Origin of the sequence: Shewanella sp. BJSY2023SW001 (genome assembly GCF_047314685.1) — a bacterium.
In the GTDB taxonomy this organism is placed as follows: domain Bacteria; phylum Pseudomonadota; class Gammaproteobacteria; order Enterobacterales; family Shewanellaceae; genus Shewanella; species Shewanella indica.
In genome coordinates this window covers 1-25,677 of sequence record NZ_JBKORF010000060.1, presented here as the reverse complement: position 1 = coordinate 25,677, position 25,677 = coordinate 1, and the positions used below count along the sequence as shown (strand labels likewise).

At 52.6% G+C, this 25,677-nt stretch carries 24 protein-coding genes and 1 pseudogene; 17 read left to right on the top strand and 8 right to left on the bottom strand.

Going from position 1 to position 25,677, the window contains the following annotated elements; all coding sequences use genetic code 11:
- On the top strand, positions 1-436 hold a 436-nt coding region (locus tag ACMHXH_RS14025), incomplete at its 5' end, for an IS30 family transposase (protein ID WP_413737912.1).
- A 1-nt stretch (position 437) separates the two neighbouring features.
- Here the strand turns inward: ACMHXH_RS14025 and ACMHXH_RS14020 are convergent.
- Complete coding sequence (locus ACMHXH_RS14020; RefSeq protein WP_413738192.1) at positions 438-1,154, bottom strand: winged helix-turn-helix domain-containing protein; 717 nt, start codon at positions 1,152-1,154, stop codon at positions 438-440.
- Between the two features lie 310 nt (positions 1,155-1,464).
- Between ACMHXH_RS14020 and ACMHXH_RS14015 the strand changes: the two genes are divergently transcribed.
- The 4 genes from ACMHXH_RS14015 to ACMHXH_RS14000 all read left to right on the top strand — a co-directional run bounded on the left by ACMHXH_RS14015 (position 1,465) and on the right by ACMHXH_RS14000 (position 5,677).
- Positions 1,465-2,283: an EAL domain-containing protein gene (locus tag ACMHXH_RS14015; RefSeq protein WP_335911679.1), complete on the top strand. Its 819-nt coding sequence runs from the start codon at positions 1,465-1,467 to the stop codon at positions 2,281-2,283.
- Positions 2,284-2,485: 202 nt separating this feature from the next.
- Positions 2,486-2,734 carry a hypothetical protein gene (locus ACMHXH_RS14010; protein WP_039035769.1) on the top strand — a complete coding sequence of 83 codons (249 nt, stop codon included), beginning with the start codon at positions 2,486-2,488 and terminating at the stop codon, positions 2,732-2,734.
- A 67-nt stretch (positions 2,735-2,801) separates the two neighbouring features.
- Positions 2,802-3,890, top strand: coding sequence for an ABC transporter substrate-binding protein (locus ACMHXH_RS14005; RefSeq protein WP_083399807.1), 1,089 nt, complete (start codon positions 2,802-2,804; stop codon positions 3,888-3,890).
- Positions 3,887-5,677 carry a diguanylate cyclase domain-containing protein gene (locus tag ACMHXH_RS14000; protein ID WP_052248260.1) on the top strand — a complete coding sequence of 597 codons (1,791 nt, stop codon included), beginning with the start codon at positions 3,887-3,889 and terminating at the stop codon, positions 5,675-5,677. The genes ACMHXH_RS14005 and ACMHXH_RS14000 overlap by 4 nt, the downstream gene beginning before the upstream one ends.
- A gap of 8 nt (positions 5,678-5,685) precedes the next feature.
- Here ACMHXH_RS14000 and ACMHXH_RS13995 read toward each other — a convergent pair whose 3' ends face one another.
- Positions 5,686-6,489: a substrate-binding periplasmic protein gene (locus tag ACMHXH_RS13995; protein WP_251767308.1), complete on the bottom strand. Its 804-nt coding sequence runs from the start codon at positions 6,487-6,489 to the stop codon at positions 5,686-5,688.
- A gap of 175 nt (positions 6,490-6,664) precedes the next feature.
- Here ACMHXH_RS13995 and ACMHXH_RS13990 point away from each other — a divergent pair, with 175 nt between their 5' ends.
- On the top strand, positions 6,665-7,996 hold the full coding sequence (locus ACMHXH_RS13990) for a hemolysin family protein (protein WP_162206615.1): 1,332 nt from the start codon (positions 6,665-6,667) through the stop codon (positions 7,994-7,996).
- A gap of 103 nt (positions 7,997-8,099) precedes the next feature.
- On the opposite strand, the gene ilvY is transcribed toward ACMHXH_RS13990, so the two are convergent.
- Complete coding sequence (ilvY, locus tag ACMHXH_RS13985; protein ID WP_025010072.1) at positions 8,100-8,972, bottom strand: HTH-type transcriptional activator IlvY; 873 nt, start codon at positions 8,970-8,972, stop codon at positions 8,100-8,102.
- A gap of 148 nt (positions 8,973-9,120) precedes the next feature.
- Between ilvY and ilvC the strand changes: the two genes are divergently transcribed.
- The 6 genes from ilvC (at position 9,121) to ACMHXH_RS13955 (ending at position 17,651) form a co-directional block, all read left to right on the top strand.
- Positions 9,121-10,602 (top strand): ketol-acid reductoisomerase, encoded by a 1,482-nt coding sequence (gene ilvC, locus ACMHXH_RS13980; RefSeq protein WP_413738189.1) that lies wholly within the window; start codon positions 9,121-9,123, stop codon positions 10,600-10,602.
- A 412-nt stretch (positions 10,603-11,014) separates the two neighbouring features.
- Positions 11,015-12,685, top strand: a complete 1,671-nt coding sequence (gene ilvG / locus ACMHXH_RS13975; protein ID WP_413738187.1) for an acetolactate synthase 2 catalytic subunit — start codon at positions 11,015-11,017, stop codon at positions 12,683-12,685.
- A 2-nt stretch (positions 12,686-12,687) separates the two neighbouring features.
- Complete coding sequence (gene ilvM / locus ACMHXH_RS13970; protein WP_025010070.1) at positions 12,688-12,945, top strand: acetolactate synthase 2 small subunit; 258 nt, start codon at positions 12,688-12,690, stop codon at positions 12,943-12,945.
- 36 nt (positions 12,946-12,981) lie between these two features.
- Positions 12,982-14,838 (top strand): dihydroxy-acid dehydratase, encoded by a 1,857-nt coding sequence (gene ilvD / locus ACMHXH_RS13965; RefSeq protein WP_335911681.1) that lies wholly within the window; start codon positions 12,982-12,984, stop codon positions 14,836-14,838.
- Between the two features lies 1 nt (position 14,839).
- Positions 14,840-16,393, top strand: coding sequence for a threonine ammonia-lyase, biosynthetic (gene ilvA / locus ACMHXH_RS13960; RefSeq protein WP_071476407.1), 1,554 nt, complete (start codon positions 14,840-14,842; stop codon positions 16,391-16,393).
- A gap of 127 nt (positions 16,394-16,520) precedes the next feature.
- Positions 16,521-17,651, top strand: coding sequence for a pyridoxal-phosphate-dependent aminotransferase family protein (locus ACMHXH_RS13955; protein WP_144361408.1), 1,131 nt, complete (start codon positions 16,521-16,523; stop codon positions 17,649-17,651).
- 49 nt (positions 17,652-17,700) lie between these two features.
- On the opposite strand, the gene ACMHXH_RS13950 is transcribed toward ACMHXH_RS13955, so the two are convergent.
- The 4 genes from ACMHXH_RS13950 to radC form a co-directional block, all read right to left on the bottom strand.
- A complete protein-coding gene (locus tag ACMHXH_RS13950) occupies positions 17,701-18,468 on the bottom strand; it encodes a phosphatase PAP2 family protein (protein WP_233962882.1) in 768 nt (255 codons plus the stop codon).
- 301 nt (positions 18,469-18,769) lie between these two features.
- Complete coding sequence (gene rpmG / locus ACMHXH_RS13945) at positions 18,770-18,943, bottom strand: 50S ribosomal protein L33 (protein WP_025010872.1); 174 nt, start codon at positions 18,941-18,943, stop codon at positions 18,770-18,772.
- A gap of 6 nt (positions 18,944-18,949) precedes the next feature.
- Positions 18,950-19,186 carry a 50S ribosomal protein L28 gene (rpmB, locus tag ACMHXH_RS13940; protein WP_028769274.1) on the bottom strand — a complete coding sequence of 79 codons (237 nt, stop codon included), beginning with the start codon at positions 19,184-19,186 and terminating at the stop codon, positions 18,950-18,952.
- A 122-nt stretch (positions 19,187-19,308) separates the two neighbouring features.
- Positions 19,309-19,986 carry a RadC family protein gene (gene radC / locus ACMHXH_RS13935; protein ID WP_039035359.1) on the bottom strand — a complete coding sequence of 226 codons (678 nt, stop codon included), beginning with the start codon at positions 19,984-19,986 and terminating at the stop codon, positions 19,309-19,311.
- Between the two features lie 128 nt (positions 19,987-20,114).
- On the opposite strand from radC, the gene coaBC reads away from it, so the two are divergent.
- From coaBC to folE, 5 genes are all read left to right on the top strand, one after another.
- Positions 20,115-21,311: a bifunctional phosphopantothenoylcysteine decarboxylase/phosphopantothenate--cysteine ligase CoaBC gene (gene coaBC, locus ACMHXH_RS13930; protein ID WP_039035387.1), complete on the top strand. Its 1,197-nt coding sequence runs from the start codon at positions 20,115-20,117 to the stop codon at positions 21,309-21,311.
- Positions 21,308-21,766, top strand: coding sequence for a dUTP diphosphatase (gene dut / locus ACMHXH_RS13925; protein ID WP_025888140.1), 459 nt, complete (start codon positions 21,308-21,310; stop codon positions 21,764-21,766). Before coaBC ends, dut begins: the two co-directional genes overlap by 4 nt.
- A gap of 24 nt (positions 21,767-21,790) precedes the next feature.
- The gene (gene slmA, locus ACMHXH_RS13920; protein ID WP_025010868.1) at positions 21,791-22,384 is read left to right on the top strand and encodes a nucleoid occlusion factor SlmA; all 594 of its coding nucleotides are present in this window, start codon (positions 21,791-21,793) and stop codon (positions 22,382-22,384) included.
- 132 nt (positions 22,385-22,516) lie between these two features.
- Positions 22,517-24,487: an alpha/beta hydrolase family protein gene (locus ACMHXH_RS13915; protein ID WP_251767313.1), complete on the top strand. Its 1,971-nt coding sequence runs from the start codon at positions 22,517-22,519 to the stop codon at positions 24,485-24,487.
- A gap of 194 nt (positions 24,488-24,681) precedes the next feature.
- Entirely contained in the window at positions 24,682-25,332 is a 651-nt protein-coding gene (gene folE, locus ACMHXH_RS13910; protein WP_025010867.1) for a GTP cyclohydrolase I FolE, read from the top strand.
- Between the two features lie 42 nt (positions 25,333-25,374).
- Here the strand turns inward: folE and ACMHXH_RS13905 are convergent.
- Positions 25,375-25,677, bottom strand: a pseudogene (locus tag ACMHXH_RS13905) (IS4 family transposase); the annotation flags it as partial.

Genomic DNA, 25,677 nt, shown 5'->3' with positions numbered 1-25,677 from the left:
GGTTCTGGGCAAGCAAGGTACGGGCGCGATTGTCAGCCTGGTTGAGAGAAAAAGTAAGCTGTACCTGATACGCAAAGTGCCAGCGAAAAGCGCAGCCGATGTGGCCCGGGCAATGGTTGGCATGCTGTGGAAATATCGAAGTTATGTTCGAACTATCACTGCGGACAACGGCAGCGAGTTCTGTGACCACGAACAGGTCGCAGAAAAGCTTAAAACGGATGTCTACTTCGCTAACCCTTATTCGTCCTGGGAACGCGGACTGAATGAAAACTTCAACGGTTTGCTGCGGCAATACATACGGAAAGGCACCGATTTGCGGACGGTAACAGATAGGCAAATTAGTGAGATTGAACGGGCATTAAATGCCAGACCGAGAAAGTGCCTCGGCTTCAGGCAACCTATTGCGGTATTCAATGAATTACGCAAGGCAGCCTAATTTAGCGAGTGGTGCACTTCGGAGTTGAATTCGCGGTATCTTTATCATCGTTTATTTCCGACTTGAGATCGTGAAAATCAATAGTTGCAAGTAACTTATAATTAAGCTTGTGAATGAGTGATTTTATTTCTTTTTGATCATCCATGTTTTTTATTTCTGTTAGGGTTATTATTTTTGTTTTTCCATCAGTGTAAATGTCTACTTTAGGGAGGTTTTCTGTAACTGATATTTTTATAGTGAATGGTAGGAGGAATAGTGCAATTGATATTGTTATTATTGAAATTATCTTGATTGAAGAAGGTTGGTTTTCTTTTGGGGTTGTTGTCAATTTATTGCTTTTGACTTTTTGTTCTTTCTCAAAGATGGAATTTTCTTGATTGTCTAATATGAAGTCTATTGTTAGATGATCTTGCATTATGTCTAAGCCATATCCAACCCCTTTGACTGTGAAGATTAACTCATTGCCTAGTATTTCTCTGAATACACGCCTTAGATTGGCGATGGCCACTGGAATAGAGTTCGGAGATACGACTCTACCATACCAGCCCACTGATAATAATTTATCTCTGCTTACAGCTTGCCCTTTGTTGTTATACATTTCTTTTAATATATAAAACTCCGGAGTCGAACACTTATATCTTCTGGTGTTTGTGCTTATGGTTGGATTGCCGTTGTTTTGGCGAACAGTGATGTGTTCCCTTCCTTTGGTGGTGTCCATCTTGGATCCTACTGATTTTTGGCTTCAACCTAGCCGCCTACATGTTTTCATTCTAATAATAAGTGATAAAAAATCCAGCGTTTCAGTTTATAATTTGTTAATCAACGAAATGTTAATGTTGCAACCTGTTGTTTTGTTGTGACAATTATTGGTTTCTGTGTCCTTGTCCATTTTGGTTTATTTATTAGATTTTATAACTGTATAAACAATGGCTTTGGTGAGAGCCTCCTGATTACCGGGCTAATGTTATTGATCTTACAGGGTGTCATCTTGTTTGTGGGAGTTGATTCCTGTTGTCTAAGGAGGGTGTATGTTAATGCAGCAGAGAAGCAGCAATATCCATGTGAGTAATGACGGTTTTTCTAAAGAAGAATCTCTCTTTCAAGCGGATTTTAAACCTTTGACACAGGCTCATTTACAAGAAATAGTTGCCAGAGAGGTTAATGGATGTATAAAGAGTGTTGCATATGAAGTTTTATTTAGGCCAGGAATGCAGCACAAGAATGTTGAATTTTTTTATCAAAATTTAAAGTGTAAAGAGCTATTGAATTTATCATTGGAGCAGTTGCACCAGTTAGCTGTGATTGATTATAGGAATCTTGATGTATTGGCTTTGACAGGGCGTAAAATAAAACGTTTGTTTATTAATGTTGAAGCCAGGGTGATAATGGCATTGGAAGCTGAACTGGTTTGGCTAAATGATACATTGAAGCAACAGGATATTGAATTGGTTATTGAGATAACTGAACGTTTGAATTCGGATTGCGCTCACCCGGCTTTTATTAGTGTGGCAAAGCTGCATGATAGAGGACTAAAAATAGCTTTGGATGATTTTGAGCCTGAAGGAGATCTAAGACAGGGGTGGATAGGTACTGGCTGTGTTGATTATATTAAATTGATCTTGCCTAATGGTTTTGAGTGCTCTGAGAAGATAAGAGCCGATTTTATTGAGCATGTCTATCAGTTGAAGGATAAAGCCTTACTGAAAGTGATTGTTGAAAAGGTCGAGAGCTTGGACCAGTTTTTGGCGATGGAGTTTGTGCCTTATGACGGTTTACAGGGATACTTCTTTTCAGTACCAACTGAGCTCCTTCCAATACGTCTAAAGACACATGCTTTATTGCGATGACTAGAGATAGAAGACTTAGGGGAAAGTGCGAATAAGTCCTTCAGGGGCTTGTTTTCATCTTTCCTGGTTGTCGATTGGATAAAAAAGGTCACTGTCACGGCAAAAATTTCTCGTTATCTGAATGTAAAATCTACTGATAGATTGTGTGAGACTTCTCTGTGCCGTTCCGCGAAACGACACTTTACTCACACAAGGAAACCAGATGAAAAGCTTAACTTTACTGTTGGCCGGTATGTTACTCAGTGGTGCTGTTTTGGCTGTCGATGAAGAAAAAGCATTGCCTCAAGCCAGTGAAACCGACGTTCAACAACTGCTGCAAGCCTGTTTGCAGATGGCTGATGAAGACGCGGTTCCAGTCGAAGAGCGTCAGGAGTATCTGCTGACTTGCGTTAATGATCAACTCAATGAAATGGGTTATCAGCCTTTGGAAAGTTTGCCACAGGTTAATTAATCTCCACAAAAGTAGCTCATTTGTGTTTTAATTCCCCGGTATACGAGATGTGTTGTTTGCCTGGGGGATGGATACCTTGCTGTTGAATCTACTTAATACGTCGTGGTGGGATAGCTTCATACCACGACGTAAACTTCTTTTGTTTATCCTACCTTGGCTAACTGTTTTTCTGGTTTATCCTGCCAAGCCTTTGGCTCAATCTCATCCGATACGGGTGAGCTTTATTAATCCAGGATCTGCTCAGGAAAGTTTCTGGGGCGATATAGACAGCCTTATGTTGACAGCAGCTACCGAGCTAAATATTGAGTTGGAAATATTGCATGCCAATAGGGATCATTTTCGGATGATAGCTTTGGCACAAGAATTGGCTACCCGTAAACAGTTACCTCAATACATTATTTTGGTTAATGAAAAAAATGTTGCCGTAAAAATGTTGGCTGCCTTTGAAGGTTTGCCTGTTAAGACTCTTTTGTTGCTCAATGATGTGGCTCCCGAGGTGCGTCATTTGTTGCAACAACAGCCTTACTGGCGACAGCATCTGTTGCCGCCTTTGATCCCTGACAATGAACGGATAGGCTTTCTTACTGCGCAGGCCTTGTTGCAGCAGGTGGGGCCAGGGACGCAACAAGTGCTGCTGATTTCCGGCGATAAGGGAACGCCAGCATCTATAGCCCGGACTCAAGGGGCAATAAATGGCTTCAGAGAAAGAGGGGTAGAGCCATTACAAGTCGTCTACGGTCATTGGCAAGAGCAAAGAGCCAAGACGCAAACAGAAATTCTGCTGAAACGTTACCCGGAGCTGAAAGGGATCTGGACCGCCAATGATCACATGGCCTTTGGTGCTATTGCGTCGCTGGAGGAAAAGGGACTCAGGCCAGGAGAGGATATATTCATTGCCAGTATCAATACTTCCTCCAAGGTGCTTGATTGGCGTAGCCAGGGGCGAGTCAGTGTCCTGGGCGGCGGTCATTTGCTGGCAGGAGCCGAGGCGCTCAGGCGCATTCGCGACGACAGTGAGGCTAAGCCTTGGAATGAGGAGGTCTCCTCAATGTTCAGGCTGTTGGTTCCGGGCACAGAACCTTTCAATCTGCTAGAGCAACGAAACTGGCGGGCACTGCTCGCTTGGTACCAACAGACATCGGAAGTAACGCATTGAAGCAAAGTTCTGTCATCAGTCACAAGATGACCTTGGTTATCATAGGTGTCAGTTCATTCTTTGCCTTGATGACCATGGTGGCCCAGTTGTTCTGGAACTATCAGGATGGTGTTGAGGGCGGTAATCGTAGGCTAAATGAATATGTCGAAGCCAATCTGCCCGGTATGGCACAGGCCATTTGGGATGTGGACCATAAGTTGCTGCGGGACATACTGATTGGCATAGGCATGCAGCCTTATGTCTCCGGCGCGTCTTTGTCCAGTGTCGATGGGATTACCCTGCAAGTGGGAAATAATCAGGCCCAGGATAATGAAACCTTTCTGTTTCCAATAATCTACCGTCAGCAACAGATAGGTGAGCTTAAGGTTCAACGCAGCCGCAACCAGCTCTATTATGAGTTGTGGCGGCAGATGATCCTGATAGTCGTGGGTAATGGCTTGAAAACCCTGCTGATGATCTACGTGATTCTGACTCTGGTGCGCAGTCTGGTTACCGGAAGATTGGCGGCGCTGGCCGCATACGTCAATCGTATCGATTTGGGACAACCGCGAAAAGTGCCCTTACCTAATGAGGTAGGGGCGGCAAATCAAGATGAAATTGGCAGCGTGGCCCGCGCCATAGAGCAGATGTACCGACGTATTAGAACCGACTTTGCTCGCAAACGCTGGCAGCAGAGGCATTTGACTCGAGGGCAAAGGCAATTGTCCGAGCAGGTGGAATTTAGCCATAAAGAACTGGCTTGGCAGGCCAGAGCCAATGAGTTATTGGCGGATCTATCATTGCAGTTTCTGAAGGTACAGCCAGGGGACGTCGATCAGGCTTTGGCCGATGTAGGTCGTCAGATTGCTGAGTTGTTTGCCGTCGAGCGGGTTACCTTGCTGGAGATCAAAGAACAACAACTCTGTTATCGTAGCGTCTGGAGTCGTCGGGGGAAGCCTCATTCTTCAAGTTACATAGATATCAGTGAGTTGAATCGCTTTGCTGAGCAACTCAACACCAGACATATGATTATCGTGGAGGATGTGGAAAATCTACAATCTGACGATAGCGCCGAATATAGGTTACTCAAACAGTTGCAGTTACGTTCCCTGGCGCTGTTTGCCATCACAGATGGGCAAGACTTGCTGGGGATTTTGTCGCTAAGCAATAGTCAATCTCCAAAACTTTGGCCTCAATCCCGCCGTGCCATGTTGACTCAGTTTGCCGCTGCGCTCAACGAGCTCCTGGTCAGGGAGCGCAGGGATTTACAGATGTTGGGGCTGCAACGTGAGCTGTTGGGGCTGAATCACAAACTTAAACAGCTTTCGGAAACAGATGAGCTAACTGGATTGGCCAACCGACGTCCCTTTACCGAATCTCTGGCGTGCTTGCTGGCTTCGGAAGAGGGGGGCGCCTTGATAATGCTGGATGTCGATCACTTTAAAGCTTTTAACGATTGTTTTGGCCATCCGGCCGGTGACCGGGTATTGCAGCGTTTGGCGCAGGCCATGCGTAAAGCTCTTCCTGAACGCGCCTTGCTGGCCAGAGTCGGCGGCGAAGAATTTGCCTTGGTGTTGCCGGGAGTCGACCGCAGGCAAGCTGAGGGTGTTGCCGAAACCTTGTTGACTCAGGTTCGGGAATTGCAAATTACTCATGGCTCAGCACCCGCAGGTATAGTCACTATCAGTCTTGGATTGGCACTCCTGACCCCGAATACACGGGATTTGAGTGAGGTTATTCGGCTGGCAGACAAGGCGCTCTATCAGGCTAAACATCAAGGACGTAATACTTGGTGTATTGCGCAATAGCCTGGAATTCAGTGGTCTGTGAAGGCTTGCAGTAACAGTTGCAACTCGCCGCATTTTTCCAGTAGGGTGACGCCGCTATTGAACTCTTCAAGCAGTGCCATCTTGTGTGGGCTTTGTCTGGATACTAGCATATAGAAGGGTTCTGGCCGGGTGTGGGGAACCGCTTGCGTTGCTAACCCAAAGTCCTGGGGATTGCGCTTCATCAGCTTTAAGGTGCCGCTGAAAACCTCCAGCCGTGCCAGAAAGAAGTCACATCTACCCCGTTGCAGTAACTCGGGGATCAACGGCAGATCTTTGCTCAAAGACAGTGGCAGAGAGTTATTCCAACCGAAGTGGTGGTAATTGAAGCCGCGAATGCCACAAACTGTGCCTATCCGCGTTAGCTCCGTCAGCGAGTTGAATCTTAGACCCTTTGGGAAGCGCTGTTTGAGAAACACCACCCCAGGGGTGAGGTGGTAATAGGAGCGCGATAGCAGGAACTTACGCCGTCGCTCTGGGTTGGCTGAGGCGCTCATGGCGGCATCTATCTTGCCCAATTCCACTTCCAACATGCACCTTGGCCAGGGAAGGGCGATGATGTGTAACTGCCAACGCGGTGGCGTAAACAGTCGATAAAGCAGCTGAATATCATAGCCGTCACTGTTATGGGACTTACGGCCATCTATTCTGGAAAAGTAATTGAAGGGTGGAAATTCGGACTCTTCGACACATATTTTTAATGGTATGCCGTTAAGCTCATCTTTTGCGTTGGAGACCGGTGAGATAAGCATCACTGTCAAAAATGCGGCAAACGGATATAATGTGAACTTCATTCCGGTAGAAGAAGCCTGCAATGGGTTTCTTGGAGTATAGCAAAGCCACTCAATTCGCCAGTTTAGTACCCGTACCGGTAACCAGTTCGCCTTTAGACCTCCCAGTCACTCCACATTCAGGCCTGGATATAAGGGCACGGCATAGAAGCGCTTTGTAACTAACCTAAGGTGTTGTATGAGTTTATTCGATAATTTGGTGATTATCTTTTGCCTGATCGGAACCAGCTGCTTTTTTTCCATGTCTGAAATTGCCCTGGCCGCTTCCCGTAAAATCCGTTTGCGACAGATGGCCGATGAGGGAGATTTGCGCGCCGAAAAAGTGTTGGCGCTGCAAACCACTCCGGGCAGTTTTTTCACCGTAGTGCAGATTGGTCTCAATGCCGTTGCCATCATGGGTGGTATAGTCGGTGAGTCTGCTTTTACCCCTTATTTTGCGGCAGCTTTGGCCCATGTGGTTCCGCCGCCCTGGGTAGGACAGGTAAGCTTTGTGTTGTCTTTCGTATTGGTGACCAGTCTGTTTATTCTGATCGCCGACCTGATGCCCAAACGGGTTGCCATGGCCTTACCGGAGAAAGTGGCCGTTAACTTGGTAAACCCCATGCTTGTCTGTATTGCCTTGCTGCGCCCCTTTGTATGGGTATTCAATGGCATGGCCAACGGTATCTTCAAACTGCTGCAGATACCTACTGCCCGCAATGATGAAATCACCCCTGATGATATCTACGCCATTATGGATGCCGGTGCCGAGGCCGGTGTGCTGGATAAGGGCGAGCAGCAGATGATCGAGAATGTATTTGAGATGCAATCTGTCAGCGTCACCTCGGCGATGACCGCCCGTGAGAGCCTGGTGTATTTCCTGTTGCAGGATGATGAAGACGCTATCAAGAAAAAAATCGCCGAGGATCCGCACAACAAGTTTTTGGTGTGTGATGGTCAGCTGGACAATATCAAAGGTGTGGTGGACGCCAAGGAACTGCTGCTGCGGGTGATCAACGGCCGCAAGATAGATTTGAAAGATACCTCGTTAGTGCGCAACTGCCTGATTATTCCCGATACCCTGAGTCTGTCGGAAGCCATGGAATATTTCCGTCATCACAGGGCCGACTTTGCGGTGGTGATGAATGAATACGCTTTGGTGGTGGGGATTGTGACCACTGACGATCTGCAAAGTGCGGTAATGGGCGCCTGGTCGCTGCATGAAAGTGAAGAACAGATAGTGCCCCGTGACGCCAATTCCTGGCTGGTGGACGGGGTGACGCCGATAACCGACGTGATGCGTGCCTTTGGTATTGAGGAGTTTCCGCAAAACCAAAACTATGAAACCATCGCCGGTTTTATGATGTATACGTTACGCAAGATCCCCAAGCGTACCGACTCGGTTAACTACGCAGGTTATAAGTTTGAGGTGGTGGATATAGATGCCTACAAGGTTGACCAGTTGCTGGTCACCCGCCTCTTGCCTCAGGAAGATCAACTGCCCAAGGATGAAGAGTCACTCGATATTTAAGGCAAGCTTAAAGGGCGTGGCATAAAGACCATCGACTGAGTTAAGCATTTTGCATAGGGCTCAGTTATAAGTGGTAAAGCCCGCCCGACTTTCCAAGCCTTAGCTAAATCACTTCCAGAAACGCACTTACCAAGGGATCCTGGCGCCGCTTGGCCTTGCAGCAGCACCCCAGCTCAAAAGGGGCTATCTCGGCCGGTGAGGCCAGGGTTTTTATCCTCTCGCCCAGTGGACTGTTGGCTACCACTACATCCGGAGTGATGCTGACACCGCAGCCCAGAGCCACCATGGGCACTATCGCCTCGTGGCCCGATACCTGGGCATAGATATTGGCTTTGATCCCCATCGCCTTGAACCAGCGCTCGGCCCGTAAACGCCCGGGGCCGTGGTCGGGCACGATAAAGGGCAGTTGCTCCCAGGGAATAGGATTTTGCGCCAGCAGCGACTGCAACTGACAGTTGATGGTGGGCGCGATAATCGACAGCGGCACTTCACCTATGGGGGCAAAGTGCAGACTCGGCGGAAAGTCCTGCGGCAGAGCGGCGATGGCGATATCCGCCCTCTGCTGCTGAATTTCCTGTACCGCATCGGCAGCATCACCCGTGGTGAGTTTGATGTCGACCAGGGGCTGCTGGCGGCGAAACTTATCCAATAGGGCCGGCAGGTGGCTGTAGGCGGCTGTGACCGAACAATAGAGTTGCAGCGTGCCCCTCAGCAGCTTTTGCTGCGGATCCAGCTCGCGGCGCAGTTCTTGCCACTGAGTCAGTGTCTGGCTGGCGAAGCGGCGAAAGGCTTCGCCAGCGTGGGTCAGGGTGACGCTGCGGTTGTCCCGCTCCAGCAGCTTGCTACCCACTTCATCTTCCAGCCTTTGCAGGGTGCGGCTTAAGGTTGAAGGGCTGACATGCATCCGGGTGGCGGTGCGGGAAAAATGCAGGGTGTCGCAGAGATCCAGATAGAGTTTTATCGCCCGAATATCCATGCCGTTTTGCCTCTTTTGTTGTTGCGTTTTGTGCAACATGACATGCCGAATATATCATTTCAAGCAATTTAAACCATGGGCTATAGTGATTTGCATCACTGAGCCGTTTCGGCTTGGTCCCAGGAATTTGGTTAAACAGGTGGCTAAGATGGCAAATTACTTCAATACCCTGAATCTGCGGCAGCAATTGGCACAGCTGAGCCAGTGCCGTTTTATGGAGCGCAGCGAGTTTGAAAACGGCTGTGACTATATCAAGGACTGGAATATTGTCATCCTTGGCTGTGGTGCCCAGGGGCTCAATCAGGGGTTGAACATGCGTGACTCAGGGCTGAACATCGCCTATGCCCTGCGCAGCGAAGCCATAGCCGAGAAACGTGCCTCCTGGCAGCGGGCCACCGAAAACGGTTTCAAGGTGGGCACCTTCGAAGAGCTGATCCCCACAGCCGATCTGGTACTGAACCTGACACCGGACAAGCAGCACACTCCTGTGGTCAATGCGGTAATGCCCTTGATGAAGCAAGGTGCGACCCTGTCCTATTCCCACGGTTTCAACATAGTGGAAGAGGGGATGCAGGTGCGGCCGGACATCACTGTCATCATGGTGGCGCCCAAGTGCCCAGGTACCGAAGTGCGTGAGGAATACAAGCGTGGCTTTGGGGTACCGACACTGATCGCCGTGCATCCTGAGAACGATCCCAATGGCGACGGTCTGGAGATCGCCAAGGCCTATGCCAGTGCTACCGGCGGCGATCGTGCCGGCGTGCTGCACTCCTCGTTTATCGCCGAGGTGAAGTCTGATCTGATGGGCGAGCAGACCATTCTCTGCGGCATGCTGCAGACAGGGGCGATTTTGGGTTACGGCAAGATGGTGGCCGATGGCATTGAGCCGGGTTATGCCGCCAAGCTTATCCAGCAGGGCTGGGAAACCATCACAGAGGCGCTCAAGCATGGCGGTATCACCAATATGATGGATCGCCTGTCCAACCCGGCCAAGATCAAGGCGTTTGAAATTGCCGAAGAGCTTAAGGTGTTGCTGACCCCGCTGTTTGAAAAACATATGGACGACATCATCAGCGGCGAGTTTTCCGCCACCATGATGGCCGATTGGGCCAATGACGACGCCAATTTGCTGCGCTGGCGTGAAGAGACCAATAACACAGGTTTTGAAAAGGCGCCGACCTGCGCCGAGCAGATAGATGAGCAGACCTATTTCGACAAGGGGATCTTGCTGGTGGCCATGATCAAGGCCGGGGTGGAACTGGCGTTCGATACCATGGTGGATGCCGGGATCATCGAAGAGTCGGCCTATTACGAGTCGCTGCATGAGACGCCGCTGATTGCCAACACCATAGCCCGTAAACGCCTCTATGAGATGAACGTAGTGATCTCGGATACCGCCGAATATGGCTGTTACCTGTTTAACCATGCCGCCGTGCCGCTGTTGCGTGACTATGTCAACGCCCTCTCTCCCGAGGTCCTGGGCGCCGGTCTCAAGGATTCGGGCAATGGGGTCGATAATCTGCGTCTGATCGAGGTCAACGAAGCGATTCGCCATACGGCCGTCGAGTATGTCGGTGCCGAACTTCGCGGTTACATGACTGAAATGAAAAGGATAAACCTGCAAGATTGACGTAAACGTTAGCTTGATTGCCGCCGGCGGCAATCAAGCTGTTTAGGCGAGCCATTGGCGAGGGTGCCATAGCCAGGCCAAGTTGGAAGATTTTCAGGTTGTGAATTTTTTTGTTGTGTTCTGAAAACACTTTATGGTAATGGTTAATAAGTGCGCCGCCAAAGGGCTCGCCAAGCAGATAAATTGAATACAGGAAACTGTCTGAGAAATGTTTAACTTAAGCGCCAAGCTCCTCCTCGTGATTATTACCGTCGTGATTATTCCATCACAGCGGGGGCGGCTCGTGGCGCGACGACAGACCAGATAGGGTCAGAAATTGCAAACAAACCCCCCGCTCCGAAAGGACCGGGGGGTTTGTCGTTTCAGGGCCATTGAAAACTTAAACAGCAGCAAAAATAGGCGAGATAACAAGATGGAACAAGGGCAGAAGATCAGCGGCAGTGAAGCAGTTATCAAGGTATTGGCCGCCCATGGGGTGAACACGGTTTTTGGTTATCCCGGCGGAGCCATCATGCCTATCTACGATGCTCTCTACGACAGCCAGATCGAACATCTGCTCTCCCGTCATGAACAGGGCGCCGCCTTCGCCGCCGTCGGTTATGCCCGCTCAAGCGGCAAGACGGGCGTCTGCCTGGCTACCTCGGGCCCGGGGGCGACCAATCTGATCACCGCCTTGGCCGATGCGCTGCTGGACTCAGTGCCGCTGGTGGCCATCACGGGCCAGGTTTCCACCTCTGTGATAGGCACAGATGCCTTTCAGGAGATGGACGTGCTGGGCATGAGCCTGTCATGTACCAAACACAGTTTTATGGTGACCCGCGCCGAGGAACTGGTTGCTACCCTGTACCGCGCCTTCGAAATCGCCGCCTCCGGCCGTCCCGGTCCTGTGTTGGTGGATATCCCCAAAGACATCCAGCTTGCTCAAGTGGAATACAAGGCGCCGCTGCAGGCGGTGCCCGATGAGCCTGAGCTGGACCAGGCGGCTTTGGCAGAAGCCAACGCCTTGCTGGCGGCCGCGCGCCAACCCATGTTGTACGTCGGTGGCGGCGTCGGTATGGCGGGCGCAGTAGAGCCGCTGCGGGCCTTTATTCAGCGCAGCGGTATTCCTTCGGTGGCAACGCTTAAGGGGCTGGGCGCCATAGCCCACGGCACTCAAGGTTACCTTGGCATGCTGGGGATGCACGGCAACAAGGCCGCCAATCTGGCGGTGCAGCAGTGCGATCTGCTGCTGGTGGTCGGCGCCCGTTTCGATGACAGGGTCACGGGTAGGCTGGAGAGCTTTGCCAGCAAGGCCAAGGTGATCCACCTGGATATCGATGCCGCCGAACTTGGCAAACTGCGCCAGCCGGATGTGGCCATGGATGGGGACTTAAGAAGCATATTGACGCAACTGGCGCCGCAAGCGCTGCAGATAGCACCCTGGCAGGCGGAAGTCGAGCACCTGCGGGCGCTGCACCAGTGGGATTACGCCCACCCAGGCTCACTCATCTATGCGCCGGCCATGTTGCGCCGTCTGGCCAACAAGCTGCCGATTGACTCTGTGGTGAGCTGTGATGTCGGCCAGCACCAGATGTGGGTTGCCCAGCATATGCACTTTCGCCGCCCGGAAGATCATCTTTCCAGTGCCGGGCTTGGCACCATGGGCTTTGGCTTGCCGGCGGCCATAGGCGCGCAGATGGCAAGGCCGGATGCCACTGTGGTCACGGTTTCCGGCGATGGTTCTTTCATGATGAATGTGCAGGAGCTGACCACCATCAAGCGTCGTAAACTGCCGGTGAAGATACTTTTGATAGATAACCAGAAGTTGGGCATGGTGAAACAGTGGCAACAGCTGTTTTTTGAAGAGAGATACAGCGAAACCGACCTGTCCGATAACCCCGATTTTGTTACCCTGGCGTCCTCCTTCGATATCCCCGGACGCACCATCTACTCGGCCGATGAGGTTGAGCAGGCACTGGATGAGATGCTCAGTGCCAAAGGCCCCTTCCTGCTGCACGTCGCCATAGACGATGCCTTTAATGTCTGGCCGCTGGTTCCCCCCGGCGCCTCCAACTGTGAAATGATGGAACAAACGGAGAAGTGATCATGATCCATAATCTGGAATTGACCCTGGAACAACGCCCCGAAGTGCTGGAACGTGTATTGCGGGTAACCCGTCACCGCGGCTTTACCGTCCGCGATATGCATATGACACTGGCCGAGGATCAGCGCCTGCAGCTGGCAATGGCGGTCGACAGTGACAGAGCCATAGAGCTGCTGAGTCGTCAGTTGACTAAGCTGGTAGACGTGGCCCGCTGCACTGTGCGGCCCGCAAGCAGCCTCTCCCGTACCGTCAACGGCTAACCAAGAATCATCAGAATAAGCGTAAGGAATTGAGCAATGCCCAAACTCAGATCAGCAACCAGTACCGAAGGCCGCAACATGGCCGGAGCCCGAGCCCTTTGGCGTGCCACAGGGGTCAAGGAAGGCGACTTCGGTAAGCCCATTATCGCCATTGCCAATTCCTTCACTCAGTTTGTTCCCGGTCATGTACACCTGAAAGACATGGGCTCTCTGGTGGCATCGGCCATCGAAGAGGCCGGTGGCATCGCCAAAGAGTTCAACACCATAGCGGTCGATGACGGCATCGCCATGGGTCATGGCGGCATGCTCTATTCCCTGCCTTCCCGTGAACTGATTGCCGACAGCGTCGAGTATATGGTCAATGCTCACTGCGCCGATGCTCTGGTGTGTATCTCCAACTGCGACAAGATCACCCCCGGCATGTTGATGGCGGCGCTGCGGCTCAATATCCCTGTGGTATTTGTCTCCGGCGGGCCTATGGAAGCGGGCAAGACCCAACTGTCCGATAAGCTTATCAAGCTGGATCTGGTGGATGCGATGGTGGCGGCGGCCGATGACAGGGTATCCGATGCCGACAGCGAGAAAATCGAACGCAGCGCCTGCCCAACCTGTGGCAGTTGCTCCGGCATGTTTACCGCTAACTCGATGAACTGCCTGACCGAGGCGTTGGGGCTGTCGCTGCCGGGCAACGGCTCCATGTTGGCGACCCACAGCGACCGGCGCGAACTGTTTTTGGAGGCGGGCAGAAGAGTGATGGCGCTGGCCAAGCGTTACTACTTGGATGATGATGCCTCGGTATTGCCGCGCAATATTGCCAACTTCAAGGCGTTCGAGAATGCCATGACCTTGGATATCGCCATGGGCGGTTCTTCCAACACTGTGCTGCACCTGTTGGCTGCGGCTCAGGAAGCCGAAGTGGATTTCACCATGACAGATATCGACCGCCTCAGCCGCAAGGTGCCGCACCTTTGCAAGGTGGCACCTTCGACCCCTAAATACCATATGGAAGATGTCCACAGAGCCGGTGGCGTAATGGGGATCTTGGGTGAGCTGGAACGCGCCGGTTTATTGCACACGGATGTTAATCATGTGGCGTCCGATGATGGCTCGCTTGAGTCTGTGTTGGCCAATTATGATGTGATGCGCACCGAGTCTGCGAAAGTAAAAGACTTCTTCCGCGCCGGCCCCGCGGGGATCCCTACTACCCAGGCCTTCAGCCAGGATTGCCGCTGGTCATCACTGGATACAGATCGCCGTGAAGGTTGTATCCGCAGCCGCGAGTTTGCTTTCAGTCAGGAAGGGGGCTTGGCGGTACTGTCCGGTAATCTGGCCGAGCATGGCTGCATAGTGAAAACCGCCGGGGTGGATGAATCCAACCTGAGGTTCAAGGGCGTGGCCAGGGTATATGAGAGCCAGGACGAGGCCGTTGCCGGGATCCTCGGCGGTGAAGTGGTCGCCGGGGATGTGGTGGTTATTCGCTACGAAGGCCCCAAAGGTGGCCCTGGTATGCAGGAGATGCTTTATCCCACCAGTTACCTCAAGTCCCGCGGTTTGGGCAAGGCCTGCGCCTTAATCACAGATGGCCGCTTCTCCGGCGGTACCTCTGGGCTGTCCATAGGCCATGTGTCACCGGAAGCCGCCTCAGGGGGCACTATCGCCTTGATTGAAAATGGTGATGCCATTGAAATCGATATCCCGGCCCGCAGCATCACGCTTAAGCTGAGTGATGCAGAGCTTGCCCGGCGCCGTGAGGCGATGCAGGCCAAGGGGCCTTTGGCCTGGAAGCCGTTGGCGCGGGTACGCCCTGTGTCGCTGGCGCTCAAGGCTTATGCCATGTTGGCCACCAGTGCCGACAAGGGCGCCGTGCGTGATCGCACTAAGTTGGAGGGCTAGTATGTTGGCGTTGGCATCCAAGAGTCAGTTGTCGCTGGCCAACTATTATCTGCAGAAGATCCTCTTGTCCCATGTCTATGATGTGGCGCGGGTTACCCCGCTGTCGAGTCTGAACAAGTTGTCGGCCCGCCTGGGCTGCCAGGTGTTTCTCAAACGCGAGGATATGCAACCGGTACACTCGTTCAAACTGCGTGGCGCCTATAACCGCATCGCCGTCTTGAGCCCCGCTGAGTGCGAAAACGGAGTGGTATGTGCCTCGGCTGGTAATCACGCACAGGGCGTTGCCATGTCGGCTTCGAGTCGCGGGGTCGACGCCGTGATAGTGATGCCAACCACCACCCCGGACATCAAGATAGATGCGGTGCGCCGCCTTGGCGGCAATGTGGTGCTTCATGGGCAGTCGTTCGATCAGGCCAATCAGTATGCCATGTCGCTGGCCCAGGATGAGGGGCGGGTGTTTATTCCCCCCTTTGATGATGAGGCGGTAATCGCCGGGCAGGGCACGGTTGCCCAGGAGATGCTGCAGCAGCAAAGAGATCTTGAAGTGGTGTTTGTGCCAGTGGGCGGCGGTGGCTTAATCGCTGGCATTGCCGCCTACTACAAAGCTGTGATGCCCGAGGTGAAGATCATCGGCGTCGAGCCGGAAGATGCCGCCTGTCTTAAGGCAGCGCTGGAAGCGGATGAACCTGTGACGCTGGAGCAGGTGGGTTTGTTTGCCGATGGGGTGGCGGTTAAGCGTATAGGTCAGGAGCCTTTTCGATTGGCGCGGGAATATGTCGATGAGGTGGTGACTGTCAGCTCGGATGAAATCTGCGCTGCGGTCAAGGATATCTTTGAGGATACCCGCGCCATTGCCGAACCTGCCGGTGCTTTGTCGCTGGCCGGGCTGAAAAAGTATGTCGGTGACAAGGGCAAGGGCGAGAAACTGGCGGCGATTCTCAGCGGGGCCAATGTCAATTTTCACAGCCTGAGATATGTGTCCGAGCGCTGCGAACTGGGCGAGCATAAAGAGGCGGTGCTGGCAGTGACCATTCCGGAAAGGCCTGGCTCCTTCCTGCATTTTTGTGAACTGCTGGAGCGGCGGGTGATGACAGAGTTCAACTATCGTTTCAGCGGGCGCGATCGCGCCGTGGTCTTTGCCGGGATCCGTCTTAGCGAAGGTGTCAGCGAGCTGCAGGCGATTATCTCATCTCTGGAGAGTGCCGGTTTTGCGGTGCAGGATCTATCTGCCGATGAGGCGGCCAAACTGCATGTGCGTTATATGGTGGGCGGCTTGCCACCCGAGCCTTTGGAAGAAAAACTGCTCAGCTTTGAATTCCCGGAGCATCCCGGAGCCTTGCTGCAGTTTCTCACGACATTAAAGAGTAAGTGGAACATCAGTTTGTTTCACTATCGCAACCATGGCGCCGCCTTTGGGCGGGTGCTGGCCGGCTTTGAAGTGCCCAAGGCCGATGAAGCCGCCTTTGATCAGTTTCTGGATGAGTTGGGGTTTGTCTGTCAGGACGAAACGGATAACCCCGCTTACCGGCTGTTTCTGGCGCGCCCAGGCCAGTGAGATCCTGAAAGGATTAAGGTCGACTGTCTTCGCCAAAAGCAGGGGCAGTCCGGCGGTCAGTTTTATGCTATGGTCTTGAGTTATTATTCTAATCCGTACCCTGAAACCTCTTGTAAGGAGAGCCAAGATGTTTGCTGCACCCTCGGTTAGCGCTTTTAACCCTCCCCGCCGGATCCTGATGGGCCCCGGCCCTTCGGATGTCTATCCTCAGGTATTGGCGGCGCAGTCGCGGCCGACGGTTGGGCATCTGGATCCTCTGTTTGTGGCCATGATGGATGAGCTCAAGAGTCTCATTCAATATGCGTTTCAAACCCGCAATGAGATGACTATAGCGGTTTCTGCCCCGGGCAGCGCCGGTATGGAGACCTGTTTCGTTAACCTGGTGGAGCCGGGCGAAAAGGTGATTGTCTGCCGTAACGGGGTGTTTGGCGACAGAATGCGCCAGAACGTCGAGCGGATTGGCGCCGAGGCGGTGATGCTGGATTTCGAATGGGGCACAGCGGTTGACCCAGAAGTGGTGGAAGCTGCGCTGAAGGCGCATCCCGATGCCGCCTTCCTGGCCTTTGTGCACGCCGAAACCTCCACCGGCGCGCTTTCCGACGCCAAAACGCTGTGCGCCCTGGCGCGTGAGCATGGCTGTCTGTCGATTGTCGATGCCGTAACTTCCCTCGGAGGCGTCGAGCTCAGAGTCGATGATTGGGGCATAGATGCCATCTATTCCGGCAGTCAGAAGTGCCTCTCCTGTGTGCCGGGTTTGTCCCCCGTGTCTTTCTCACCGGCCGCAGTGGCTAAACTCAAGGCGCGCAAGAGCCCGGTGCAGAGCTGGTTCCTGGATCAGTCCCTGGTGATGGGGTATTGGAGCGGTGATGGCAAGCGCAGTTATCACCACACAGCGCCGGTTAATGCTCTGTACTCACTGCACGAAGCGCTGCGGTTACTGGCTGAAGAAGGGCTGGAAAATGCCTGGCAGCGCCACCGGGAGATGCACCTTTTGCTGCGTCAGGGGCTTGAGTCCATGGGGCTAGAATTTGTGGTGGCCGAGCAGAGCCGCTTGCCGCAGCTCAACGCAGTTTATATCCCGCAAGGTGTCGACGATGGCGCCGTGAGAAAGCAGCTGTTGGATAATTATAATCTGGAGATAGGTGCCGGCCTCGGCGCCTTGGCCGGAAAGGCTTGGCGTATCGGCCTGATGGGTTACGGTGCCAGACGGGAAAATGTTGCCCTTTGCCTGCGGGCTCTGGCCGAAGTGCTTAACTGATAGCCCGCCTTTAGATAAACGCCCCGTCCAATGACGGGGCGTTTTCGTTTTAGCCTTTACTCACAGCCCCTGTGAACCAAGGTTCCAGGCGGCGATAGCTGTGACTGCCGACATAGATAGTCAAGGCCGACAATATTCCTCCCAGCAGGGTCGAGGTTAATACATCGACACTCCAGTGCATTCCCAGCAACATACGGCTCAGCCCCATCAACAGCGCCCAGCAGATAAGCAGCGCCGGAAGCCAGAGATTATTGTGCCTTAGCAGAAAGAAACTGCTGCACATAGTCAGGGTCACGGCAAAAATGGTGTGGCCGGAGGGAAAGGAAAACCCTGTTTCTATCTGCCAGTGGCGCTGGATCTGTGTCGAGATCGGCATATCCAGCGGTGATACCCCGGGAAGAACCTGGGCCAACAGCTCCCTGCGGGCATATTTGTCTATGCTGTAGAACTCCTTGATATCCAGATGCTGCTGGTGGGACAGCCATTCGATATAGGGCCGTGATTCGGCAAATACCAGCTTGAGCTGTTCATTGAGCAACAAACACAGCACCAAGCCCAGCGAAGTGCAGAACATCATCTTCAGCCAGCTGCCCCTCGGCAGGATAAAAAAGCTGATGGCAAACACCAACAACACAGTGCTTACGCCCCAGGGGGCCGAACCGGACACGGTTAACCAGTACCAAAACTGAGCGGCGGCACTGTCGAGATTGAGCCAGGGGAAGAGCGGCTCTGACAGGGAAAACAGCGCCAGCGGCAAGCTGAGCAGAAACAGCCAACAAATGGCCAGGGAGGTCAAAGGGACGGCTGCATATTTCATTAATACACCCTTATCGGAACGGACAAACCGCCATTGTGCCAGAGAAAGGAAGTGCAGCAAGTACTATTCAGTGTTTGGTTAAGCTGAGTGTCATGTTGCGCTAAACAGGGGCCGAAGTTGTTTTCTGCTACCGGGGCGCGGTGGCAATGAGGGCCAGGATTGATGACACTGATTAAAAACGGCTACAGAGTACCCAGAGTTTCTGATATGGCATTGTCTTGATATAGCCAATGTGACTGAAAGTTGAATATAAAAAAGCCCCTGCTAGAGGGGCTTTCCAAGAATTCAAATACCAAGTGGATTACTTGATTTTGGCTTCTTTGTAGATAACGTGCTGACGAACTACGGGATCAAATTTTTTGATCTCCATTTTCTCAGGCATGTTACGCTTGTTCTTGTCGGTAGTGTAGAAGTGACCAGTCTTGGCGCTTGAAACCAGCTTGATCTTCTCACGATTTCCTTTAGCTTTAGCCATTTTCTATTACACCTTCTCGCCACGGGCACGAAGTTCAGCAACAACGACTTCGATACCTTTCTTGTCGATAATGCGCATACCCTTGGTAGAAACGCGCAATTGTACGAAACGCTTTTCGTCTTCTAACCAGAAACGGTGGTTCTGCAGGTTAGGTAAAAAACGACGACGAGTTGCGTTTTTTGCGTGCGAACGGTTGTTACCAACCATTGGTCGCTTGCCAGTAACTTGGCATACTCTTGACATGTCAATCTTCTCCAAAAAACAATTTTAACGCTCGAGCATTAATGTGCCTCGTATGGCCGTCGCCCGAGGCACAAAGAGGGCGCATGTTATACAGGATAACTGAGGAAAGATCAAGCGATGGATCAAACTATCCATCCGCGTTCTGCGAAGGAAACTATCTCGCAATCCCCTACAACCATATGATCCAGAAGTGAAACATCTATGGTTGCGAGCGCACATTTCAACCGCTCAGTAATTCGCCTGTCAGCCTGGCTGGGCTCAGCCACGCCGGACGGGTGATTATGGCAAACTATGACCGCCGCGGCCTGTTTTTCCAGCACCAGTCTAACCACCTCTCGCGGATAGACGGATGCAGAGTCCAGGGTGCCATGGAATAATTCCACGAATTGGATTACTCGGTGCTGGCTGTCCAGCAACAGAATCGCAAACACCTCGGTGGCACGGTCTGCTAATTGTCTCATTAAATAGTCGCGAGTCAAATCCGGATTTGTCAAAACCGGCCCTCTTTGCAGCTTTTCCCGGGAAATTCGCCTCGAAAGTTCGGCGGCGGCCTGCAATTGGGTATATTTCACCGGTCCCATTCCCGGAATTCGGGCAACTTGATTCAGCGGTGCCACCAAAAGTTGCCGCAGTGAGCCGAATGCCGCGAGCAAATCTCTGGCCAATTCGACCGCACTCTGTCCCGCCAGGCCGTTACGCAGCAAGACCGCCAGTAACTCGGCATCACTCAGGCTCTTGGCTCCCTGCTGCAGCAACTTTTCCCTTGGGCCCTCTCCTGTAGGCCAGTCTCTGATACCCATCCTTGGCTCCCGTCCCTGTGCCCTATACTTTGTTTCAATTATGGTCGAGATTTTTGAAGCTGCATCCTGCCAAGTCGGGGGAGCTTTGTGATATCTTAGCCGCCAATTACCATCAGTTGATTGTCTCTATGAGCCTGAAGCATAAAAAAATCCTCTTGGGGATTGGCGGTGGCATTGCCGCCTACAAGAGTGCCGATCTGGTGCGGCGCCTGCAGGACAGAGGTGCCGAAGTCAGGGTCGTCATGAGCCAGAGCGCCATGGAATTCATTACTCCGCTGACCTTGCAGGCGTTATCCGGCCATCCTGTGGCCTCAGATCTGCTGGATCCTGCGGCCGAGGCTGCCATGGGGCATATCGAATTGGCCCGCTGGGCCGATCTGGTTATCATTGCCCCCGCTACCGCCAACCTGTTGGCCCGCATTCGTGCCGGTATGGCCGATGAACTGATCACCACCACCTGCCTGGCAACGGCGGCTAAGGTGATGCTCTGCCCGGCGATGAACCAACAGATGTACCAAAACGCAGCGACCCAGGAGAACCTCAAGGTGCTGGCAGAGCGCGGCTATGGTATCTGGGGCCCGGATAGCGGTAGCCAAGCCTGTGGTGAAGTCGGCCCGGGGCGTATGCTGGAACCCAATGATATCGCCCAGCGAGCCGCCGCTTGCTTTGAGCCACAGCTGTTGGCCGGCCAAAAGTTGCTGCTCACCGCCGGACCGACCCGCGAAGCGATAGATCCTGTGCGTTATATTTCCAACCACAGCTCAGGCAAGATGGGGTTTGCACTGGCCTCTGCGGCGGCGCAGATGGGCGCCGAAGTGACTCTGGTCAGCGGCCCGGTTAATTTGGCTACCCCGGCAGGGGTGACTCGAGTCGATGTGCAATCGGCCAAAGAGATGCTCGATGCCGTGATGCAACGGGTGGAACAACAGGATATTTTTATTGGCTGCGCCGCAGTGGCAGACTATCGTGTCGCCGATGTCGCCGAAGCCAAAATAAAAAAATCTTCCGAAACCATGGCATTGGCACTGGTGCGTAACCCGGATATTCTGGCCACGGTCGCCAGCCATTCTATCCGGCCCTTTACCGTGGGTTTTGCGGCAGAAACCCATGAAGTGGAGACCTACGCGCGTGACAAGCTCAAGCGCAAGAAACTCGATATGATTGCCGCCAACGATGTGTCTGTTCCGGGTCAGGGTTTCAATGCCGACCGGAATGCTCTGAAAGTATTTTCTGCAACAGGTTGTGATGAACTGCCGGCCACCGACAAGTTGAGCCTGGCCAAACAGTTGCTGATCCTGATAGCGAAGCATAAAAACCACTCATGAAAACACCCATAGAACTGAAAATTCTCGACTCGCGTATTGGCAGTGAATTTCCGCTGCCAAGCTATGCGACCCCAGGCAGTGCCGGCATGGATCTGCGCGCCATGCTGGACACCAGCATCACCATAGCCCCGGGTGAAACAGTGTTGATCCCGACCGGAATTGCGGTTCACGTGGCCGACCCTTCTCTGGCGGCGGTGATCCTGCCCCGCTCGGGGCTGGGCCATAAAAACGGCATAGTACTCGGCAACCTGGTCGGCCTGATCGACTCTGACTATCAGGGCCCGCTGATGGTTTCCTGCTGGAACCGCAGCCAGACACCTTTCACCCTGGAGATAGGTGACCGCTTGGCCCAATTGGTGTTTGTGCCCGTCGTTCAAGCCCAGTTCAAACTGGTGGATGAGTTTGACACCTCGGACAGAGGCGAGGGTGGCTTCGGTCACTCAGGCACTCAATAATCCCTGCCACTGACAGAGCGAAACATGGCTGTAAAAGAAAAAATCAATCGTCGTGAACACATACTCCAATCCCTTGCCAGAATGCTGGAAACCAATCCGGGGCAAAGGATTACCACTGCCAAGTTGGCCTCGGAAGTTGGCGTGTCGGAAGCGGCGCTCTATCGCCACTTTCCCAGCAAGGCGCGGATGTTTGAAGGCCTGATTGAGTTTATTGAAGACTCTCTGCTGTCACGCATCAACCTCATCATGGATGAGGAGAAAGACACCATGAAACGCTGCCAACAGGCACTGCAGCTGTTATTGGTGTTTGCCGAGCGCAACCCAGGGATCTCCCGGGTTCTGAGCGGTGATGCCCTGCTGGGCGAAAATGAGCGTCTCAGAGAACGGATCAATCTGTTGTTTGCCAAGTTGGAAACCCATCTAAAGCAGATCCTGCGGGAAAAGTCCCTGCGAGAAGGGCAAAAATTCGCCCTGGATGAAGCCATTCTGGCAAATCTGCTGTTGGCGGTGGCCGAAGGTCGCATTGCCCAGTTTGTTCGCAGTGAATTCAAGCTCAAGCCAACGGCTCACTTCGAGGAGCAGTGGCAGTTTATTCAAAGCCAGTTATTGCAGAGCTGAATACCCTATTTTTTTCGGGATAAAGGACGGTAAAAACCGTCCTTTTTTTATGGATTTAGCCTTGTCCAAACCCAAGCATTTAATTAACATTGAACAAACATAGGTTACTTATAATAAACACAAGGATGTAAAATGAAATTCCAACCTTTGTTGACCGGTATATTATTGCTGGCCCCCGCACTCGCACTGGCCCAGAGTAATCAAACGCCCACGCCGGCAGAAATTTTCAGCCAGGGGGCGCAATACACCAATGTGAAAATCTCCCCCTCCGGTGACTATCTCAGCGTGATCATGAATCACGAAGGAAAAGATAAGCTACTGATCCTCAATACTGAAGACCTCAGTGCCAAGCATATTGTTTACTTCCCGGGCAATGCCCAAGTGGGCAGTTACACCTGGGTCAACGATGAACGTGTCGTGGTCGCCAAGGAATACCTCAAGGGCTGGGATGATCGCCCGCTCTACTATGGTGAATTGATGGCGGTGAATGCCGACGGCTCCAAGGTTGCTTATCTGTTCGGTTACAATTCGGGCCAGCAACAAACCGGTTCCCACTTGAAGAAAAACACCGCCATCCAGGCCACTGCCTATGTGCTCGATCCCTTGCCGGATGATGACCGTTACATGTTGGTTAATGCCATCCCCTGGAACGGCGGTCGCAGCCTGGATTACGAACAGTTGCAGGATGTCTATCGGGTTGATGTCTACCGCGGCACTCGCAAGAAAATTACCCGCTCTCCCATAGGAATGGCCAGCTTCATGACAGATGATGACGGTGAGGTGCGCTTTGTGGCCGGTCAGGACAGAAGCAACAACACCCGTATTTTCTACCGTAATGACGGTGAATGGATTGACACCGACAAGCTGAATATCGGCCTGAAGGACTTTACCCCAATCTCCTTCACCGAAGACCCCAACAGCGTCTATGCCGCCGCCTCCCAGGCCGATGAGCCCAAGGCCGTGTATCGGGTCAATCTGAAAACCGGTGAAAAGAAGATGATGGTCAATGACGCCAGAGTCGAGCCGGACAACTTCTGGATCAACGGCCAAAACAAACAGCTCTACGCGGTGGAGTTTGCCAACGGTTACCCAACCTACGCCTTTGTTGATCCGGAAGATCAGCATGCAGTGTATCTGAAGCAGCTGCTGGCCAGTCTGCCGGGGCATCAGGTTCGCATCATCAGCGAGACCCGTAACGCCGACAAGATGATCATTCTGGCCTTCAACGACCGCAACCCGGGTGATTACTATCTGTTTGATACTAAAACGGTCAAACTCAGACATCTGCTGCGTACCATGGAAAGCATAGATCCGGCCAAAATGGCTGAAGTGAAACCCATGGATATCAAGGTGCGTGACGGCATGACGATTCAGGCCTATTTGACCTTGCCTCCCGGCAAAGATCCCAAGCAGTTGCCTCTGGTGGTCAACCCGCACGGCGGCCCACACTATGTCAGGGACAGCTGGGGCTTTGATCCTCAAAACCAGATGCTGGCCAATCAGGGCATAGCCGTACTGCAGGTTAACTTCCGCGGTTCGGGTGGTTATGGCGAAGCCTTCCAGCAAGCGGGCTACCGCAAGTGGGGCAGTGAAATTCAGTACGACATCATAGACGCCACCCGCCATTTGATAGATCAAGGCATAGTGGACAAGCAGCGCATCTGTATCGTCGGCGGCAGTTTTGGCGGCTACAGCGCGCTGCAAAGCTCGGTCATGGAGCCGGATCTGTTCAAGTGCGCCATCGGCTTTGCCGGGGTGTACGATCTGGAAATGATGTTTAAAGAAGGTGACGTGCAGGCACGTGACTCGGGCACTAGCTACCTGCGAACTGTGCTTGGTCAGGATCAAGCCGTGCTGCGCGCTATGTCGCCCACTCGCAACGTCGACAAGCTCAAGGCCAACCTGCTGCTTGTGCACGGCGGCAATGATGAGCGCGCCCCCATAGAGCAGTTTGAAGCCCTGGAAGATGCGCTCAAGAAGCATAACTACCCCTACCAGAAAATCATCATGGATGATGAGGGTCACGGTTTCTACGATGAAAGCCACAGAGCCATCTACTATCAGAAAATGCTCAACTTCCTGAAGCAGAATCTGGGCGTTTAAGTTTAACTGCCGTAAACCAAGCCGCTCTCCAGAGAGCGGCTTTTTTCGTGCTATGGGGCTTTTCTGGTATGAATTTACAGCAAATAGCGGTATCCTCCGCTTCCCGCAGATAAATGTGAAAAGCGTCACACAGCTTGCGCGGACAGTAACAAACGGAAGGCGCTTGCTTGGCGTCTATCCGCCGGAGGAAAACAATGGCATTGAGTGAAGCAGCTTTGATGGTTCAGACCGCGCTCCTGGAGCGAGGACTCGAGACCCCCATGGTACCCTGTGGCTTGTCGGCCGAGGAGCGCAAGGAAAAAATAGAGGCCCATATGAAGGCCATTTTGACCTTGATGTCGCTGGATCTGAGCGACGATAGCCTGATGGATACGCCGAAACGTATCGCCAAGATGTATGTCGACGAAATTTTCTCCGGCCTCGACTATGCCAACTTCCCCAAGATCACTGTTATCGACAACAAGATGGGCTTCGATGAAATGGTGCGGGTGCAGGATATCAGCCTCACCAGCACCTGTGAGCACCATCTGGTGACCATAGACGGCACGGCCACTGTGGCCTATCTGCCGCGAAAGAAGATCATCGGCCTGTCGAAGATCAATCGCATAGTGCGTTTCTTTGCCCAGCGGCCACAGGTGCAGGAGCGCCTGACCCAGCAAGTACTGGTCGCGTTGCAGACCCTGCTGGAAACCAAAGATGTGGCGGTAAAAATGGATGCGGTGCATTACTGCGTTAAATCCCGCGGTGTGATGGACTCCACCAGCTCCACCACCACTACGGCTCTTGGCGGCGTGTTCAAGTCCAACCCGGCCACCCGCGCCGAGTTTCTGCATCAGGCCAAATAGCCTCTCCGTAATAAAAAAACGCTGCCAAGGCAGTAATGCCGTTCACTTAGTGTGAACGGCATTTTTCTTAGGCTTAATGGGATACTTGTTTTTACTCATTTTTAACGCACGTGGATAGGCTCTATCGCGTTTCCCATCAAGCTTGAACTGCCTCGCATTACGCACTATGTCCAAGACATCTCTCGGGACATTCCCTGGCGTTTGAGATGACAGCTGAGTCAGTTTAAAAATGATATAACTCGATGCATCTCTAAAACTTAATTGGTTCGGATGTAACGACGGTAAGCTTTTAGCCATCAACACCATCTTGTATCTAATGAGGTTATAGGCCAACAGTACCCCCCA